Raw genomic sequence first — 17,829 nt, 5'->3', positions numbered from 1 at the left:
CTCTACCCCGTTGCCTGCCCGCATAAGCGGCGCCGACACGCCGAAGGGGCCCGCCCGCACCACGGATGGCGGGAAGGCCCCTTCGGGGACGTGCAGGGTGCCGGGGTCAGGAGGCCTTGGCCTTCTCACTCTTCTCGGCGGGGGCGGCGGCGACCGGCGCCGGCTTGGCGGCCTCGTAGAACTCCTCGCGGGGAGTCTCCAGGGCGCCCAGGGAGACGACCTCGCGCTTGAGGAACATGCCGAGGGTCCAGTCGGCGAAGACGCGGATCTTGCGGTTCCAGGTCGGCATGGCCATGCCGTGGTAGCCACGGTGCATGTACCAGGCGAGCCGGCCCTTGAGCTTGATCTTCATCTTGCCCATGACGATCATCGCGACGCCCTTGTGGAGGCCGAGGCCCGCCACCGCACCCTTGTTGGAGTGCGCGTACTCCTTCTGCGGGAAGCCCCGCATGCCGGAGACCACGTTGTCGCCGAGGACCTTGGCCTGGCGCAGCGCGTGCTGGGCGTTCGGCGGGCACCAGGCGTTCTCGACGCCGGCCTTGCGGGCCGCGACGTCGGGGACCTGGGCGTTGTCGCCGGCGGCCCAGATGTAGTCGCTGCCCTGGACCTGGAGGGTCGGGGCGGTGTCGACGTGACCGCGGGGGCCGAGCGGCAGGCCGTAGCGGGCCAGGGCCGGGTTCGGCTTGACGCCGGCGGTCCACACGATGGTGTTGGAGTCGACCTCGAGGCCGTTCTTCAGCACGACGTGGCCGTCGACGCAGGAGTCCATGGAGGTCGAGAGGTAGATCTCGATGCCGCGGGACTCGAGGTGCTCCTTGCCCCAGGTGCCCAGCTTGGGGCCGACCTCGGGAAGGATCTTGTCGGCCGCGTCGACCAGGATGAAGCGCATGTCCTCGCGCTTCACGTTGGTGTAGTACTTCGCGGCGTCGCGGGCCATGTCCTCGACCTCGCCGATGGTCTCCGCGCCGGCGAAGCCGCCGCCCACGAAGACGAAGGTGAGGGCCTTGCGGCGGACGTTCTCGTCCGTCGTGGACTCGGCCTTGTCGAGCTGCTCGAGGACGTGGTTGCGCAGGCCGATGCCCTCTTCGACGCCCTTCATGCCGATGCCCTGCTCGGCGAGGCCGGGGATCGGGAAGGTGCGGGAGATGGCGCCGAGCGCGATCACCAGGTAGTCGAAGGGCAGCTCGTACGCCTCGCCGACGAGCGGCGTGACGACGGCGACCTTGCGGTCCTGGTCGATGGTGGTGACCCGGCCGGTGAGAACCTCAGCCTTGGGCAGCACGCGTCGCAGTGGGACGACGACGTGCCGAGGCGAGATGCTGCCTGCGGCCACTTCAGGGAGGAAGGGCTGGTAGGTCATGTACGACCGCGGGTCGACGACCGTGACGGTCGCCTCGCCGTAGCGCATCTTCTTCATGATGCGCTTGGCTGCGTACAGGCCTACGTACCCACCGCCTACTACGAGGATCCTGGGACGCTCCGTGGTGCTCATGCCATCGAGTATCCAGCACCCGATAGGGGGGCGCTCGTGCGCCCCTTCACAAGGTGCTGGGGGCCTTCTGCTACACTGCGCCGCCCACGTGACCCAGGTCATGGCCCGGAACGGGAACCGCAGCATCCGGCGACTCGTTGTTCACCCGTCCTGAACTGGCCTCCAGGCCTTCCGCGCCGCTGTACCACCCGGGTTCGTCCATACCTCCGACACGGAACCCGCGGCGCGCGACGATCGCACGAAACGGGCACGTCGACCCCGATTCGCCGCCGAAGCGCCCTCCCCCACGACCGTCCGGCCCTTTTTCCTTGTGAAGAACTTCACGAAGTTCGTTCGAGCAGGCCGCCGAAAGTCCCCCCACGAGCCCCCCTTCACCCGGTGAATCGGGCAATTCCACCCGCCCATTCCTCTGAACTCGCCCCCGTACGCGAACGATTCAAAGGGCAGGAGCCGCTACGCCCGGCAGTCGAACCCGTCCGCGGCCGAGGGAAGGTGTACACGCCTGCGCGTACACTCGGGTCATGAGTGAGAACGTTGTGACCGTCCGCGAAGCCCGGGCCCACTTCGCGGATCACATAAACCGCGCCGAACAGGGCGCCGCTACCGTCATCACGCGCAACGGCGCCCCGGTGGCCGCACTGGTCCCCATCGCGGACTTCCAGGCGCTCGAAGAGGCGGCGGACGAACTGCTCGCACGCGAGGCCGAGGCGGTGCTGGCAGAGGGTGGGCCGACCGTGACGATGGCCGAGCTGCTGGCCGACCTGTTCGGCGAACGGGGTGACGGCACGGCGTGAAGTACGCGTTCCGGTTCACCACCGCGGCACAACGGCAGCTCCGGGCCATCGACAAGCCGGCCGCGATGCGCATCCTCGCCGCGCTGACCGCGCTGGGAGACGATCCGTACCGCGAGGACGCCGACATCAAGGAGCTCAGCGGACCCTCCGGCCTGTACCGGCTCCGCGTCGGCAGCTATCGGGTCGCCTACCAAGTACTGGACGGCGAACTCGTCGTCCTCGTCGTCAAGGTCGGCGACCGCCGCGACGGCTACCGGAGCATCTGAGTACGACGACGGCGGCGCTCCGGTGCCGGGACCGGGGCGCCGCCGTTCGGCGGATCGGGGGTCAGGATGGCCGGGGGGCGGATTCGGCCGCTTCTGCGGTGGCGAAGGCGATGCCGTCCAGGATGTCGTGCTCCGAGACGACGACCTCGCGGGCGCCCGTCCGCTCCATGATCGCGAGCAGTACCAGGGAGCCGGCGCCGATCACGTCGACCCGGCCCGGGTGCATCACGCCGAGCGCGGCCCGCTCGGCGTGCGTGGACGTCAGCATCCGGTGGGTGATCTCGCGGACCGTCTCGTACGGGATCCGGGCGTGGTGGATCGCCGCGGAGTCGTACGCGTCCAGGCCGAGCGCGATGCCGGCGACGGTGGTGACCGAGCCGGCCAGGCCGACCAGGGTGCGGGCCTCGGCCAGCGGTACGGTCTCGGCGGCCAGGTCGAGCGCGGCCTCGATGTCGGCGCGGATCGCGGCGATCTGGGCCTCGGTGGGCGGGTCGCTGACCACGCCCTCGACGACCAGGTGCCGCTCGGTCATCCGCACGCAGCCGACGTCCACGGACCGGGCGGCCCGGACGTGTTCCTCGCCGACCACGAACTCGGTGGAGCCGCCGCCGATGTCGACGACCAGGAAGGGCTTTTCCAGGTGATCGGCGCCGGCGAGCTCGCGGGTGGCGCCGGTGAAGGAGAACTCGGCCTCCTGGTCACCGGTGACGACCTCGGGCTCGACGCCCAGGATGTCGAGGACGCCGGCGACGAAGTCGTCCCGGTTCTCCGCGTCGCGGGAGGCGGAGGTGGCCACGAAGCGCAGGTGCTCCGCCCCGAACTCCTTGATCAGCGCGGCGTACTCGCGGCAGGCCGCGAAGGTGCGCTCCAGCGCCTCCGGGGCCAGCCGGCCGGTCTTGTCCACGCCCTGGCCGAGCCGGACGACGGTCATCCGCCGGTCCAGCTCCACCAGCTCGCCGGTGGCCGGGTGGACGTCCGCGACGAGCAGGCGGATCGAGTTCGTACCGCAGTCGATCGCCGCTACCCGGGTCACTCGGACTCCTGCCCGCCGGCGGTCCCGTCCGCGGCCTCGCCGTCCGCGGGCTTCCGCTCCGCGCACGGCGTGACGCAGGCGCCCTTGGCCCACCACTCGGGGAGCAGCGCGAGGGCCTCGTCGCCGAAGGGGTTCACGCCGGGTCCGGCGGCCAGGGAGTGGCCGACGAGCACGTGCAGGCACTTCACGCGGTCCGGCATGCCGCCGGCGCTGGGGAAGCCCTGGAGTACCTCGATGGCGTCGCGGCGGGCGATGTAGTCCTCGTGCGCGGCCCGGTAGGCGGCGGCCAGCTCCGGGTCGGTGGAGAGCCGGTCCTGCATCTCCTTCATCAGCCCCGAGCCTTCCAGGGTGCCGATGGCACCCGAGGCGCGCGGGCAGGTCAGGTAGTACAGGGTCGGGAAGGGGGTGCCGTCCGGGAGCCTCGGGGCCGTCTCGACGACGTCCGGCTGTCCGCAGGGGCAGCGGTGCGCGATGGCCCGCAGGCCGCGCGGCGGGCGGCCCAGCTGCTGCTTGAACGCTTCGATGTCGGCGTCGGTCGGCTCGGACCGGTCGGTCTGGGGCGGGGGCGTTTCCATGCCTGCTGTGAAGTCTCTTCGTTCGGGATCGGACGGGGACGGGTCGGACGGGGATGGGGCGGAGGGCGCGGGACGGACGGCTCCCCCGCGCGGGTCAGTCGTCTTCGGGCCGGTCGGCCTTGTCGACGCCGTCCCACACGTTGGAGTACCAGGGGCGGTCGCTGGCGCCTTCGCCGGCGCGGCGGCGCTCGGCCTCCGCGGCCTCGGGGTCGATCACGGTGTAGCCGATCTCCCCGGGGCGTACGTAGTGCAGGTGCTTGCGCGCCTGCTGTTCCACGTAGGCCGGGTCCTGCCAGCGGGCCTTCTCGTCGCGCAGCTCCTCCAGGCGCTCGCGCGCCTCGTCGGCGGTGCGCTGCTGTTCCGCGATGTCCGAGCGCTGGGACACGTACTGGCGCATCGGGTACGCGAGGGCGACGATCAGGGTGCAGAGGACGAGGGCCAGCAGGGCCGCGCGTCCGGTCAGGCGGCTGCGCCGGACCTGGCGGCGGGACTGCGAGCGGTAGACGTGGGCGGCGGTCCGCTCACCGAGCTGCTTGAGCCTGGTCGCGGTGGAGAACCGGTCGCGGTTCCCGGCCATCTGTCCGCCTCCCCTCTGCAAAGCCGTACGTCCCCGCACACGGTACGGGACCGAGTGCGGGGACGCAGGGAGGCGTGCGCCTCTGACGGGGCGTGCGCCTCTGAAGGGCCGGTCAGCCCTTGAAGCGCGGGAAGGCGCTGCGGCCGGCGTACACCGCGGCGTCGTCGAGGATCTCCTCGATGCGCAGCAGCTGGTTGTACTTGGCGACGCGGTCCGAGCGGGCCGGGGCGCCGGTCTTGATCTGACCGCAGTTCACGGCGACGGCGAGGTCGGCGATGGTGACGTCCTCGGTCTCGCCGGAGCGGTGCGACATCATGCACTTGAAGCCGTTGCGCTGGGCCATCTCGACGGCGTCGAGGGTCTCGGTCAGCGAACCGATCTGGTTCACCTTTACGAGCAGGGCGTTGGCGGAGCCCTCCTCGATACCGCGGGCCAGGCGCTCGGGGTTGGTGACGAAGAGGTCGTCGCCGACGATCTGGACCTTGGTGCCCAGCTTGTCGGTGAGGGTCTTCCAGCCGGCCCAGTCGTCCTCGTACAGCGGGTCCTCGATGGAGACCATCGGGTACGCGGAGACGAGCTCCTCGTAGTACTCGGTCATCTCGGCTGCCGAGCGGGACTGGCCCTCGAACTCGTACTTGCCGTCCTTGTAGAACTCGGACGCGGCGACGTCGAGCGCGAGCGCGATGTCCTTGCCGGGGACGTAGCCGGCCTGCTTGATGGCCTCGACGATGAGGTCGAGCGCGGCGCGGTTGGACTCCAGGTTCGGGGCGAAGCCGCCCTCGTCGCCCAGGCCGGTGGAGAGGCCCTTGGTGTGCAGGACCTTCTTGAGGGTGTGGTAGACCTCGGCACCCCAGCGCAGCGCCTCGGAGAACGTCTCGGCGCCGATCGGCGCGATCATGAACTCCTGGATGTCCACGTTGGAGTCGGCGTGCGACCCACCGTTGAGGATGTTCATCATCGGGACGGGCAGCAGGTGCGCGTTCGGGCCGCCGAGGTAGCGGAACAGCGGCAGGTCCGAGGCCTCGGAGGCCGCGTGGGCCACGGCGAGGGAGACGCCGAGGATGGCGTTGGCGCCGAGGGAGCCCTTGTTCTCGGTGGCGTCCAGGTCGAACATGGCCTGGTCGATCAGGCGCTGCTCGGTGGCGTCGTAGCCGACGAGCTCCGGGCCGATCTGCTCGATGACGGCGAGGACGGCCTTCTCGACACCCTTGCCCATGTAGCGGTTGGGGTCACCGTCACGGAGCTCGATGGCCTCGAATGCACCGGTGGAGGCGCCGGACGGAACAGCAGCACGGCCGGTGCTGCCGTCGTCGAGGCCAACCTCGACCTCGACCGTGGGGTTGCCTCGGGAGTCCAGGATTTCCCGGGCTACGACGACGTCGATGGACGGCACGAGCATCTCCTTCTGGGATGTGACGCTAGGTGTGCGGTGGCGTCAGGCCTTGCGGTGGCCTTGCCGCCTAGAGCCTAACCGGCTCCGGGCGGTCGGCCGGCCGACCGCCCGGGTCCTGGGACGAAAAAGGGCCCGAATACCCCTGTTCCAGGACATAGGTCACCGGATTCGGGGCGTGTGCGGGGGCATTCGCGCGGGCCGGTGACAGGGGTGACCGACGCGGACGCCCCGACGCGGTCACCTCGCGGACGCCTCCGGTGCACACGCCTCCGCCCGGTGCGTTCGCGGACGACGCACCGGGCGGAGGGGAACTTCGGGTGACCGGGGTGGCGGTGCCTCAGGCGAGGTGCAGCTTCTGGCCCGGGTAGATCAGGTTGGCATCGGTGACGATGTCCTTGTTGAGCTCGAAGAGCTTCTCCCAGCCGCCCTTGACGCCGTGTGCGGCGGCGATGGTGCCGAGGGTGTCGCCGGCCTTCACTTCGTACGAGCCGTCACCCTTCTTGTAGCCCGTGGGCGCGGAGGGGGCGGCCGGGCGCTCGGAGCGGGTGGTCGGCGCGCTCTCCTCGCGGGTCTCCTTGCGGGTCTCCTTGCGCTGCTCGGCAGGCTTGGAGGAGGAGCTCTTGCCGGAGCCGGAGCCCGAACCCGAGCCGGAGCCCGCGTCGGAGCCGCCGTTGGCCGTACGGGACAGGCCGACGCCGCAGCTCGGCCAGGCGCCCTTGCCCTGGCCCGCGAGGACCTTCTCGCCGATGGCTATCTGCTGGGACTTGCTGGCCTGGTTGGCCTGCGGGGCGTAGGCGGTGCCGCCGAAGGCCGCCCAGGTGGAGGAAGAGAACTGCAGGCCGCCGTAGTAGCCGTTGCCCGTGTTGATCGACCAGTCGCCGCCGGACTCGCACTGCGCGACGGCGTCCCACTCGGAGGTGGTGGCGGCGCTGGCGGTGCCCGCGGCCATCAGCGGGGCGGCGACGGCGGCACCGGTGACGCCGGCGAGCGTCACGATGCGGGTGGCCTTGGAGGGACGACGGTGCTTGCCCTTGCCCGAAAGCAGCATGGAACTTCTCCTCACCGACGCCTGCGAGGTGAGCTGTCGGATTCGGGCTGATGAGACTGCCCGGCCGCGCGACGAGCGCGCGGCTTCACCCCAAGCCGTTCCCGGCCGTCTCTCAACGGCCGTGTCGGGCGCTTACCTTGGGTCCCCCGCTCCTGCCTTCGGCGCTTGCGCGACGACTGTTCCCTCCGTCCGCCGGCAGGATTCGGCGATGCGGTCGAAGGGGCCCGCGGTGGCGAGCGGTTCAGACCGTAGACAGACGTCTCCCCGATGTTCAAGGTCGGACATCGGGGAGAAAGCGCCCTTACCCGCCCCTCCCGGAGGGGCATTTGCGCAGGTGAGCCCGCGTATTACGGAAGCGTCACGGCCCGGTCGGGCGGGGGGACCGAAGAGACGCATGTCTCACTTGATCAAATTCGGACATTCAACCCTTAACGGGGCATCAGCCCTGCCCGAAGTGCCCCTATTTCTGGCGGAGATCGAGGTTCTGGCCGGGCTGGATCAGGTCCGCGTCCTCGCCGATCAGGCGCTCGTTCGCCTCGTAGAGGGCGTTCCATCCACCCTTCACGCCCTTGACGTTCGCGATCTCGGACAGGCTGTCACCCGGCTGCACGGTGTACGTCGGATCGACCGTCTGGGTCTCGATGCCCGACGGGGTGCCGGTGGAGCCGGCGCCCTCCTCGGCGGCCGCACCGCGGTGCCGGCCGGTGGCCTCGCCCGGGGCGGGCGTCGACGCGGCGGGGCTCTCGGGGGTGGCGCCCGGGGTGCCCGGGACGGCCGGAGCGCCGGGGGTGCCGGGCAGCGCCGGGGTCGCGGGGAGGCCCGGCGTGCCGGGAGTGCCCGGGGTCCCCGGAGTCGCGGGGACGGCCGGAGTGCTCGGGTCCGTCGCACCGGGAGCGGTGGGGGTGCCGGGCGTGCCCGGAGTGGTGGGCGTGGTGGGCGTGGTGGGCAGGCCGGAGGCGGGCGGCGGAGTGGTCGGCGAGCCCGGGGTGACCGGCACCGCCGGGGTGACCGGCTTCGCGGGCGTGGCCGGCTTGGCGGCACTCTCCGGCAGCTCGTCGGGGCGCACCGGTGCGGGCGCGACCGGGCGCGGCGAGGCGGCGGAGCCGGGGTCGACGTCGGCGGCGGGGCCCTTCGCGCCGAGGCCGGCGGTGGTGGCGCACAGCGGCCAGGCGGCGGGGCCCTTGGCGCCGAGGACGCGCTCGGCGACGGCTATCTGCTGCGAGCGGCTGGCGAGGTCGGCGCGGGCGGCGAACTCCAGCCCGCCGCCGCTCTTCCACATCTCCTGGGTGAACTGGAGCCCGCCGTAGGAGCCGTTGCCGAAGTCGGCGCTCCACGTGCCGCCGCTCTCGCACTCGGCCACCTTGTCCCACGTGGACGTGTCCGCTGCCGAGGCGTTCGTGGCGGCGAGCAGCGGCAGCGCGAGGGCGGAGCCGGCGACTCCGGCCGTGACGACGAGCGCGGGGGCCTGACGAGGACGCCTGTGGCGGCCGTTCCCGGAACGCATGTGAGTGGACCTTTCGCGTAAGGGCAAAGGGGCGACGGCGAACGTAGCGGGCTTCGAACGCTTGTCACAAGTCGATGCACCCCAGATCACGTAAAGGTCACACTCCTGATGGTGAGTCAGGAATGTTTGAATCCGGTTCCGTTCCGAAATCGGGCAGGATCGGCTCCGGCGGCACTCCGGCGGCGCTCCGCCGCCGCCGCCCCAGGTCACTTCCCGGGCGGCGTGAACTCCACCGGCAGCGTGCGCAGGCCGCGCATGATGAGCCCGCCCCGCCACCGCAGTTCGGACGGATCGACCGCAAGTCGCAGGTCGGGCAGCCGCGTCAGAAGCGTGGCCAGCGCGGTCTGGCCCTCCAGCCGGGCCAGCGGGGCGCCGAGGCAGTAGTGGATCCCGTGCCCGTATCCCAGGTGCTGGTTGTCGGTACGGGACAGGTCCAGGGTGTCGGGTTCGGCGAAGCGCTCGGGGTCCCGGTCGGCCGCGGCCAGCACCACCAGGACCGGGTCGCCGGCGGCGATCTCCTGACCGCCCAGGGTCAGCGCCCGGGTGGCGAACCGCCAGGTGGCCAGCTCGACCGGGCCGTCGTAGCGCAGCAGCTCCTCCACCCCGGTGGCCAGCAGGTCGCTCTCGCCGGCCGCGAGGGAGGCCTGGAGCCGTTCGCGCTGGTCCGGGTTCATGAAGAGGGAGTGGACGCCGTTTCCGATGAGGTTCACGGTGGTCTCGAAGCCGGCGAAGAGCAGGATGAAGGCCATCGCGGCGGCCTCGTTCTCCGTCAGGTGCTCGCCGTGGTCGCTCGCCCGGATCAGGCCGGAGATCAGGTCGTCGCCCGGTTCGTCCCGCTTCCGGTGGATCAATTCGACCAGGTAGTTCCGCATCTTCTTGACCGAGCGGGCCACTCCCCCGCGCGGGCCGCCGCCGTGCCGGATCATCATCCCGGCCCAGTCGCGGAAGTCGTCCTGGTCCTCCCGCGGTACGCCGAGCATCTCGCAGATGGCGTAGATGGGGAGCGGGAAGGCGAACTCGTGGATGAGGTCCGCCTCCCCCACCGACGCGTCCCCCGCTTTCTCGATGATCTTGTCGATGAGGTGGTCGGTCAGCTCCTGGACGCGCGGGGTGAACTCGGCGACCCGGCCCGGGGTGAACGCCTTCGACACCAGCCGCCGCAGCCGGGTGTGGTCCGGCGGGTCGATGTTGAGCAGATGCGTCATCAGCTCGGCCTTGCGCTCGCCCGGGATGCCCGTCTTGCCCTTCGCGTGCGCGGGCTCCGCGTGGTGGGCCGGGTTCTTGCTCAGCCGCTGGTCGGCGAGGGCCTGGCGGGCGTCGGCGTACCGCGTGACGAGCCAGGCCTCGACGCCGCTGGGCAGCTTGGTGCGGTGGACGGGGGCGTGCTCGCGCAGCCAGGCGTAGGCCGGGTAGGGGTCGGTCGCGAACTCCCAGTCGAACAGGGTCGGGGCCGGCGGCGGGGCGGGGGTGGCTGCGTTCTCTTCGTGCACCACCCGACCGTATCCGCCCCGGAGCACCGGCCCGCCCCCGCCGGACGCCTGCCACTCCCATCCCATATGACCGCTTCGCCACGGCTGTCCGCAGATCGGACAGACCTTGACCTGAGCCGAGGAGACATTCCTACTTTCCGTTTTGTGGATGTGAGGATCTTGAAAAGCAGCTTCGCGGTGGTGGAGAGACGGGCCGAGCACGCGGTCAAGTTCTTCTACTCACACCTGTTCTGGCACAACCCCGGCGTCCGGGCGATGTTCCCGCCGGCGTCCGCGGACATGGAGCGGCAGCGGGACCGGCTCTTCGCCGCACTGACCCACGTCATCGCGCACCTCGGCGACGAGACCGTCGGCCCCTACCTGCGGGACCTGGGACGCGACCACCGGAAGTTCCTCGCCGGGCCCGAGCACTACGCGGCCGTCGGCACCAGCCTGCTCGCCGCCCTCGCGGAATGCTCGGGCGCGGCCTGGACCCCCACCGTGGAGAAGGCCTGGAGCGAGGCCTACTCGCTGATCGCGGACGCGATGATGGCGGGCGCCGCCGGCAGCACCGACCCGCCCTGGTGGGACGCGGAGATCGTCCGCCACCTCCGGTACGGAGACGACATCGCGGTGCTGACGCTGCGCCCGCACGCACCGCTCCCGTACACGCCCGGCCAGTACGTCAGCCTCTCCGACGAGCGGGTCCCCACCACCTGGCGCACCTACTCCATCGGCAACGCGCCGCGCCCGGACCACACCTTGGACCTGCACGTCAGCCGCATCGACCGGGGCCTGGTCAGCACCGCGCTGGTCCGCGAGGCCGGACCCGGCGAATTCGTGCGGCTGGGCGCGGCCGGCGGGCGGATGACCCTGCGGCGCGACGCGGGCCGCCCGCTCACCTTCGTCGCTGCGGGCACCGGCTGGGCCCCGGTCCGGGCCATGCTGGAGGAACTGCTCCTGCGCCCGCCCGATCAGGACGTGCGGCTGTTCGTCGTGGCGCGCGACGGCGCGCACCTCTACGACCGGCCGCTGATCGACGGCTGGCAGCAGGAGCACCCCTGGCTGGCCGTCACCTACATCACGCCGGCGCCGGGCAGGCACCGCCACCAGGCCACCGACCGGCTCGCCACCGCGCTCGGCAACCGCGGCCGGTGGCCCGACCACGACGTCTACGTGAGCGGCCCGCCGATGTTCATCGACGAGACCGCGGGCCTCGTGGCGGAACTGGGCGCGGACCCGGCCCGGATCTTCCACGACGCGGTCCCCTCCACCGGCCGCAGCCGCACCCGCCCGCTGGGCTTCGGCGAGTGGTTCCTGGACCGCCCCGCAACCCACTGGCACAACCCCTCGGACCGGGCGCCCCGCAACCCCCGGTACGGCCGGTAGGCCGGCCGGCTACGCGTCGAGGCCCTCGGCGGCCCGGATGGCGTCCCGGTAGGCCCGGGCGGCCGCCCTCAGCGCCGTCTCCGGATCGATGCCCTCCGTCTCGGCGCGCGCCGCCAGCGCCAGCAGCTCGTACCCGATCCCCTCGCCCTTCGGCAGTTCCACGTCGACCTCGCCGGTGCGGACCCGGCCCGCCAGCTTCGCCGCGAGCGCGAGCCCCGGCTGGCCCAGCGGGATCCCGTCGGTCACCGACTCCCGCTGCTTCTCGACGGCCTTCGTCCGCATCCAGTGCGCCTTGACGTCCTCGGGGGTCTCGGCGACCGCGTCGCCGAAGACGTGCGGGTGGCGGTGGACGAGCTTCTCCACGATGGTCCCCGCGACGTCGTCGATCGAGAACGGCTCCTCGGGGTGCTCCTCGGCGATCCGCGCGTGGAAGACCACTTGCAGCAGGACGTCGCCGAGTTCCTCGCGCAGCGCGTCCCGGTCGCCGTCCTCGATGGCCTCGACGAGTTCGTACGCCTCCTCGATGCCGTACTTGGCCAGGCCCGGGTGGGTCTGCCGGGAGGACCAGGGGCACTCGCGCCGGATCCGGTCCATGACCTGGACCAGGTCGAGGAGCCGGGCTCCGGGCAGGTCGTACGAGCCGGGCAGCAGTTCCAGGTCGGGCATGCTCTGGCGGCCGGAGCCGGCGAGCCGGGCCAGGCCGTCGGTGAGCTGCCGGTCGCCCTCGCCGCCGGGGACCACGACGACGGTGCGCCCGCCGGCGCAGGCCTCGACGAGCTCGCGGGCGTCGGGCCGGGCGCACTCGACGGTGACGCCGGCCTCCCGCAGGTACGGCAGCTGCGGGTGGCCGGGGTCGGCGCACAGCACGAGGTCGGCGGCGCGCAGCGTCTGCCAGGCCGGCCAGGACAGCAGCCCCGGGGCGACCCGGTGGCTCGCGGTCAGCAGGACGATGCGGCCGGTGTCGGCGGGCGGGGCGGAGGGCACGGAAGCAGTCACGCTTCGAACCTACCTCCGGCCCGTCGGCTCATCCCGCCGCGGGGGCCTCCTGCGGCTTGGTGACCTGGCGGATCCACGGGGTGGTGGCCTGCCCCACGGTCAGCTGGGCCGGGTCCCAGGCCCCGTACCGCGGGTTGACCTCGACGCCGAGTTCCTTGGCGGCGGCCGCGGCGGGTCCGGCGATCTTGCCCTCGCCGAACTTCTCGTTGAGCTTCGCGAGGATCAGCTGGTCCCGGATGGCGCGGTCGATCTGGCCGGGGGCGAGGCCGCCCTTCTGCAGGGCCAGCGCCTCGAACTGCTCGACGCCGCCGGACTGGAGGATGCGCTCCTTGCGGGCGTCCTCCAGGTCCTTGGTGGTGATCGTGATCCCGGCGTCCTGTGCCGTTCGGTCCAGCACCCGGCTCTGGATCATGGAGTTGAGCTTGTACTTCTCCAGGCCGGAGGTGTCGGAGATGAGCTGGGCGGCCTGCGGGGAACGGTTCTGCGCGGCGCGTACGTCCCGCATCTGGGCCTGCAGGGCGGACACCGTGATGCGTTCACCGCCCACGACGGCGGCCGTACCGGGCCGGGCCTCGCCCGAGCACGCGGCCAGCAGGGGGGCCGCGGCCAGCAGGGCGGCGGATACGGAGAGCGCTGTGCGGCGGTGCAAAGGAGCCTCCCGGTAACAGGGGTGCGTGCGGCTTGTGCATCGGCGCACAAGGGCCTTGCGGTGATCGATGGTAAGCAGTCGGGGTGGCCCGGGCCACCGATTCGACCAACGATTCCCCGCCGATCCGGGTGCGCCCCCCGATCGGCCGCCGCGGTCAGCCGTGGACCTGGCCCAGCCAGTGCAGGGTGCGCCGGATCTCCCCGGGGAAGGGGTGGTGGGGCCCGTGCAGGCGTTCGGCGTCGAACAGCAGCCGGGCGAGGGTCTCGTGGGCGGCCGGCCGGTCCCCGACGGCGAGCAGCAGCTGGGCGATGCGGCGGCGCACTTCGAGCGGGAGCTCGCGGTCGTCGTTGGCGTACTGGTTCTCGAAGTACGGCAGCAGCGAGCGGTATTCGGCGAGGGCCGCGGCGGGTTCGCCCAACTGCTCCAGGCACTGGGCCGCGTCGTAGCGGAAGCGGAGGGACTGCGGGTCGCCGGCGCCGGAGGCGGCCGCGTACTCGTCGGCGAGGCGGCGCAGTTCGGGCAGGGCCCGGCGGTACTGGCCGTCGTCCATCAGAGTGGCCGCGTACTGCTTGCGCAGGGAGCGGACCACGGGGGACTTCTCGCCGTGCTGGGCGGCGGCGGCCGGCAGGATCCCGCCGAGGATGTCGACGGCCTGGGTGAGCCGGCCCTCGTCGAGGAGCTGCTTGACCTGGTCCACGGCGGCGGCGACGTCGGTGCGCGGGGTGGCGGCCGGCACGGCGGGCGTCCGGCCTGCCGCGGCGGTCCGGTCGGGCCAGGGGGCGTGCGGACGGACGAAGGGCCGGGTGGGGTCGAGGGGGCGGGCGCCGGGGCCGGCGGGGGTCGCGGTCCGGCCGGGCAGCAGCGGGACGAGGGCCTCGTAGACCTCCTGGGCGGAGGCGGGGCGGTGCTGCGGGTCCTTGGCGAGCAGCCGCAGGACCAGGGCTTCGAGCGCGTGCGGCACCTCGGGGCGCAGCTGGCGGACCGGGAGCGGCGCCTCGTACAGGTGGCGGTGGAGGACGCCGAGGGCGGTGGATCCGGCGAAGGGCACGCTGCCGCTGAGGAGTTCGTGGAGGACCACGCCGAGTGCGTAGAGGTCCGTGTACGGGCCGACGGCGCCGCCCATCGCCTGTTCGGGGGCCATGTAGGCGGGGCTGCCGATGGGCGAGCCGGTGTGGGTGAGGCGGGTGGTGTCGGAGTCCATGACGGAGGCGACGCCGAGGTCGAGGACGACCACCGAGCCGTCCGGTCGGACCATCACGTTCCGCGGCTTGAGGTCGCGGTGCACGATCGGCACGGCGTGCACGGCGGCGAGCACCCCGCACAGCTGGGCGGCGACGGAGACGGCCCACTGCCAGGGGTACGGGTCGTGTTCGGCGATGTGGTCGGCGAGGTCGGAGCCCTCGACGTACTGCATGACGAGGTAGAGGTCGGAGGCGTCGCTGCCCGCGTCGTGGACGGTGACGAGCCCGGGGTGGTCGACCTGGGCGGTGACCCGGCACTCGCGGACGAAGCGGCGGCGCATCTCCTCGGACGCGGTGTCGCCGACCGGCCCGGTGACCTTGTCGGGGCGGAGCAGCTTGACCGCGACCCGGCGGTCGAGGCGCTGGTCGTAGGCCGTCCAGACCTGGCCCATGCCGCCCTGCCCGAGGAGGGTGGCGAGCTGGTAGCGGTCCGCGATGACGCGTCCGCTCACCGGTCGCGCTCCTCACGGCGCAGCAGCTCGCTCAGCTCGTCGAGTTCGGCGCGGACCTGCCCGATGCGGTGCGGCGGCGCCGGGGGCTGTGCGGGCTGCTGCGGCACGGGGGTGTGGTGGTGCGGGGGCTGAGCGGGCTGCTGCGGCACGGGGGTGTGGTGGTGCGGGGGCTGAGCGGGCTGCTGCGGGACCGGGGTGTGGTGGGCCTGCGGGTAGCCGTATCCGGCCTGCGGCAGCGGGGGCTGCTGCGGGGCGTGCGGGTGGGGGCCGGGGTGCGGTCCCTGCCGGTCGAGCCGCTCGTAGTGGCGCAGCTCGGCGTAGAAGTAGTACGTGAGGACGCCGACGGTGTTGACCAGCAGCCAGAGCAGGATGGTGATGGCGGCGGGGTCGCTGAGCTCCTTGTCCTCGTCCTCGGGCACGGCGACGCCGGCGTAGACGAGCAGTCCGATGTTCATGGCGACGACCACGCACAGCAGTGCCCAGTGCAGGGGCCGGCGGGTGACGACCGCCAGCCGGATCATCGCGACCCAGCCGAGGAAACCGCAGCTCAGCAGGGTCAGCGCGGCGAAGAGTGCGCGCAGCGCGGCCAGTGTGCTGCCGGCGGGGCGCCCCGGCTGCGGGGGTGCATAGCCTTGGCCGTGCATTGCTGCTCCTGATGAGTGCGCGCGTACATACGAGGGTCAGAGCGTATACACCTGCCCGGACAGCGGCCCCGGGGTTGTGCACAACCGTTGCGCGGTTGATCACCCGGGTGTGACCGTACCGTCCGTCAGACCGTCGTAAAGGCCCTGTACCAACTGTTCACCGAGGCGCCCGGCCAGCCGCAGCGCGTCCTCGAACTCGGCGAGCGCGCGGAAGCGTTCGCCGTAGCGCCGCTGGTCGGCCAGGGGCAGCCGGGGCAGCTGGAGGCGGCGGACGTCCAGCCGGGTGGCGGTGGAGGCGTAGCTGCTGGCCTGCCGGGTGTTGGCGGTGCCGCGCAGGAAGCCGGCGAGGAACCAGGGGTCGAGGGCGGCGGGGTCGGGGCGCAGCAGTTGCAGGTTGCGGCCGAGCGGTTCGCCCGCGGTCGCGGTGTCGACGACGCGGGCGACGGCGGTGGCGCCGACGACGGGGACGATCACGTCGCCGGCGCGGGTGTGTACGGGTTCCTCGGCGGAGCCGGCCGTCTTGAGGACGAGGGCGCCGGCGCGGGCGAGTTCGCCGAGGGTGGTGGCGGTGCGGCGGACCGGGTCGGCCTGGCCGGGGGCGGCCGGGGCGGCGGGCGGGGCGAGCCGGGCGGCCAGCAGGAGGGTCGCGTCGAGGTGCTCGCGGACGGCGGCCAGCTCGTCGGGTCCGCCCGCGGCGGGCGGCGGCAGGTAGCGGGCGGGGGTCAGGTCCACGTCGTCGTCGAGGAGCTCGATCACCGGGACGGAGCGGCTGACTCCGGGGGTTTCCTCGGCGGTGCCGGTGCGGTCGAAGGCCGTCCAGGCGGCCAGGACGGTCTGCTGGAGGGCGGGCCAGGAGGTCTTGTCCCGGCCGTCGGCTCCGAGGTCGGCGGTGTCGACGAGGAGTAGTTCGGGGGCGGGGGCGGCGCCGGGCGCGGGCCGCCGCAGCACCCACAGGTGCAGCGGGATGCCGTACGGGGGCGCCGCTCCGGCGGGCAGCGCGATCACGGCGCGCAGGGCGCCCCGGCGCAGCAGGTCGGCGCGGATGCGGCGGCCGGAGCGGCGGGCGGCGACGGCGGGGGGCATGAGCAGGACGGCGGTGCCGCCGTCGCGGAGCCGGCCGAGGGCGTGCTGGACCCAGGCGAGCTCGGATTCGGTGCGGGCGGGGAAGCCGTACTCCCAGCGGGGGTCGTAGGCGAGTTCGTCGTGGCCCCAGTTGCGCTCGTTGAAGGGCGGGTGGCAGAGCACGGCGTCGGCGGTGAGGCCGGGGAAGGCGTCGGCGCGCAGGCTGTCGGCGGCGGCGGTGCGGACGGCGGCGTCGCCGTGCAGGGCGAGGCGCAGGGCGGTGAGCGCGGCGAGTTCGGGCTGGCTGTCCTGGCCGTGCAGGGCGGTGGCGCGGGGGGCGGCGCGCAGCAGGGTGCCGGTGCCGCAGGCGGGGTCGAGGACGGTGAAGGGCGCGGCGCCGGCCGTCCCCGGGCCGGCGGTTCCGGCGGTGGCGGGGGCGGCGAGGGCGGCCATCAGCTCGGCGGGGCCGGGCGGGGTCAGCGTGTACTGGCGCGGGTTGGCGTCGAGGTGGCGGCCGAGGAGGAACTCGAAGGCCTGGCGGGCGCCGAGTTCGGCGGCGAGGTCGGCGGCGGCGCGCAGCAGCGGCACGGCGGCGGGGCCGATGCCGGCGGCGGCCGGGCCGGTGACGGGGTGGACCGGGCCGAACCGGGCGGTGAGCACCTGGTCGAGTACGGCGGGCAGTCGGGACGCGAGGTCCTCGTCGGAGCGGGCGGACAGCTCCAGCCAGTCGGTGGGCCGGTCGCGTACGACGAGCAGGGCGCAGCCGGTGTGGACGAGGGCGGTGACGGCGCCGGCGGGGTGGCCGCAGAGGTGCTGCCAGACGCGTTCGCGGAGCGGGACCTCGGCGAGCTTGCCCTGGGCGCGCAGCCACTGTTCGACCTCGGGGAGGGCGAACGAGGGGCTGGTCTCGGTGCCTCCGACGGGCTTGGGGAAGTCGGTGTGCCGGCGGCGCCAGTTGCTGACGGCGGCGCGGCCGACGCCCGCGAGCCGCGCGATGTCGGCCGCGGTGACCTCGGCTGCGGTCCCGTCGGCGGTGTGGTCCGGCACTGGCGGCACTGGCTGGCTCCCCTGGTCGGGCGGTACCCCGTGGATGTGCCGCCGAGCATACCCGTACACACGCAAGAGACCGCTTCACGGCGTGAATCAAGAGAGTCTCTGTGAACCGTGTTGACTCGGTTCACAGCTTCTGCTGTGATTGCCATCGTCACACCGCTTCGCCTCCCCGCCTCTCCTCTTCTCCGCCCG

The 17,829-nt window shown here is 72.7% G+C and carries 16 protein-coding genes and 1 riboswitch; of the genes, 3 read left to right on the top strand and 13 right to left on the bottom strand.

Features of this window, described 5'->3' with window-relative positions:
- Positions 1-106 precede the first annotated feature (106 nt).
- On the bottom strand, positions 107-1,492 hold the full coding sequence (locus OG764_RS21890; RefSeq protein ID WP_328970116.1) for an NAD(P)/FAD-dependent oxidoreductase: 1,386 nt from the start codon (positions 1,490-1,492) through the stop codon (positions 107-109).
- 521 nt (positions 1,493-2,013) lie between these two features.
- Here OG764_RS21890 and OG764_RS21885 point away from each other — a divergent pair.
- Positions 2,014-2,286 (top strand): type II toxin-antitoxin system Phd/YefM family antitoxin, encoded by a 273-nt coding sequence (locus OG764_RS21885; protein WP_328970115.1) that lies wholly within the window; start codon positions 2,014-2,016, stop codon positions 2,284-2,286.
- Positions 2,283-2,552: a type II toxin-antitoxin system RelE family toxin gene (locus OG764_RS21880; protein ID WP_328970114.1), complete on the top strand. Its 270-nt coding sequence runs from the start codon at positions 2,283-2,285 to the stop codon at positions 2,550-2,552. Before OG764_RS21885 ends, OG764_RS21880 begins: the two co-directional genes overlap by 4 nt.
- A gap of 61 nt (positions 2,553-2,613) precedes the next feature.
- Here the strand turns inward: OG764_RS21880 and OG764_RS21875 are convergent, their stop codons facing one another.
- From OG764_RS21875 to OG764_RS21845, 7 genes are all read right to left on the bottom strand, one after another.
- Entirely contained in the window at positions 2,614-3,585 is a 972-nt protein-coding gene (locus OG764_RS21875) for a Ppx/GppA phosphatase family protein (RefSeq protein ID WP_328970113.1), read from the bottom strand.
- The gene (locus OG764_RS21870; protein WP_328970112.1) at positions 3,582-4,160 is read right to left on the bottom strand and encodes a DUF501 domain-containing protein; all 579 of its coding nucleotides are present in this window, start codon (positions 4,158-4,160) and stop codon (positions 3,582-3,584) included. Before OG764_RS21870 ends, OG764_RS21875 begins: the two co-directional genes overlap by 4 nt.
- A gap of 94 nt (positions 4,161-4,254) precedes the next feature.
- The gene (locus OG764_RS21865; RefSeq protein ID WP_328970111.1) at positions 4,255-4,737 is read right to left on the bottom strand and encodes an FtsB family cell division protein; all 483 of its coding nucleotides are present in this window, start codon (positions 4,735-4,737) and stop codon (positions 4,255-4,257) included.
- A 112-nt stretch (positions 4,738-4,849) separates the two neighbouring features.
- A complete protein-coding gene (gene eno / locus OG764_RS21860) occupies positions 4,850-6,136 on the bottom strand; it encodes a phosphopyruvate hydratase (RefSeq protein ID WP_328970110.1) in 1,287 nt (428 codons plus the stop codon).
- Positions 6,137-6,467: 331 nt separating this feature from the next.
- Complete coding sequence (locus OG764_RS21855; protein WP_328970109.1) at positions 6,468-7,178, bottom strand: transglycosylase family protein; 711 nt, start codon at positions 7,176-7,178, stop codon at positions 6,468-6,470.
- 3 nt (positions 7,179-7,181) lie between these two features.
- Positions 7,182-7,352: riboswitch (cyclic di-AMP (ydaO/yuaA leader) on the bottom strand.
- Between the two features lie 286 nt (positions 7,353-7,638).
- Complete coding sequence (locus tag OG764_RS21850) at positions 7,639-8,682, bottom strand: transglycosylase family protein (protein ID WP_328970108.1); 1,044 nt, start codon at positions 8,680-8,682, stop codon at positions 7,639-7,641.
- A gap of 206 nt (positions 8,683-8,888) precedes the next feature.
- Entirely contained in the window at positions 8,889-10,172 is a 1,284-nt protein-coding gene (locus tag OG764_RS21845) for a cytochrome P450 family protein (protein ID WP_328970107.1), read from the bottom strand.
- 150 nt (positions 10,173-10,322) lie between these two features.
- Between OG764_RS21845 and OG764_RS21840 the strand changes: the two genes are divergently transcribed.
- On the top strand, positions 10,323-11,540 hold the full coding sequence (locus tag OG764_RS21840; RefSeq protein WP_328973112.1) for a globin domain-containing protein: 1,218 nt from the start codon (positions 10,323-10,325) through the stop codon (positions 11,538-11,540).
- Between the two features lie 9 nt (positions 11,541-11,549).
- On the opposite strand, the gene OG764_RS21835 is transcribed toward OG764_RS21840, so the two are convergent.
- The 5 genes from OG764_RS21835 to OG764_RS21815 form a co-directional block, all read right to left on the bottom strand.
- On the bottom strand, positions 11,550-12,536 hold the full coding sequence (locus OG764_RS21835; RefSeq protein WP_328970106.1) for a nucleoside triphosphate pyrophosphohydrolase: 987 nt from the start codon (positions 12,534-12,536) through the stop codon (positions 11,550-11,552).
- A 28-nt stretch (positions 12,537-12,564) separates the two neighbouring features.
- Complete coding sequence (locus OG764_RS21830; protein ID WP_328970105.1) at positions 12,565-13,185, bottom strand: SurA N-terminal domain-containing protein; 621 nt, start codon at positions 13,183-13,185, stop codon at positions 12,565-12,567.
- A 154-nt stretch (positions 13,186-13,339) separates the two neighbouring features.
- A complete protein-coding gene (locus OG764_RS21825; RefSeq protein ID WP_328970104.1) occupies positions 13,340-14,878 on the bottom strand; it encodes a serine/threonine-protein kinase in 1,539 nt (512 codons plus the stop codon).
- Positions 14,875-15,522 carry a hypothetical protein gene (locus tag OG764_RS21820; RefSeq protein WP_328970103.1) on the bottom strand — a complete coding sequence of 216 codons (648 nt, stop codon included), beginning with the start codon at positions 15,520-15,522 and terminating at the stop codon, positions 14,875-14,877. Before OG764_RS21820 ends, OG764_RS21825 begins: the two co-directional genes overlap by 4 nt.
- Before the next feature lie 99 nt (positions 15,523-15,621).
- Entirely contained in the window at positions 15,622-17,640 is a 2,019-nt protein-coding gene (locus OG764_RS21815) for an N-6 DNA methylase (protein ID WP_328970102.1), read from the bottom strand.
- Positions 17,641-17,829: the final 189 nt, after the last annotated feature.

Origin of the sequence: Streptomyces sp. NBC_00239 (genome assembly GCF_036194065.1) — a bacterium.
Lineage (GTDB): Bacteria > Actinomycetota > Actinomycetes > Streptomycetales > Streptomycetaceae > Streptomyces.
The sequence above is the reverse complement of the archived record's forward strand: the minus strand, read 5'-3'. Positions and strand labels throughout refer to the sequence as shown.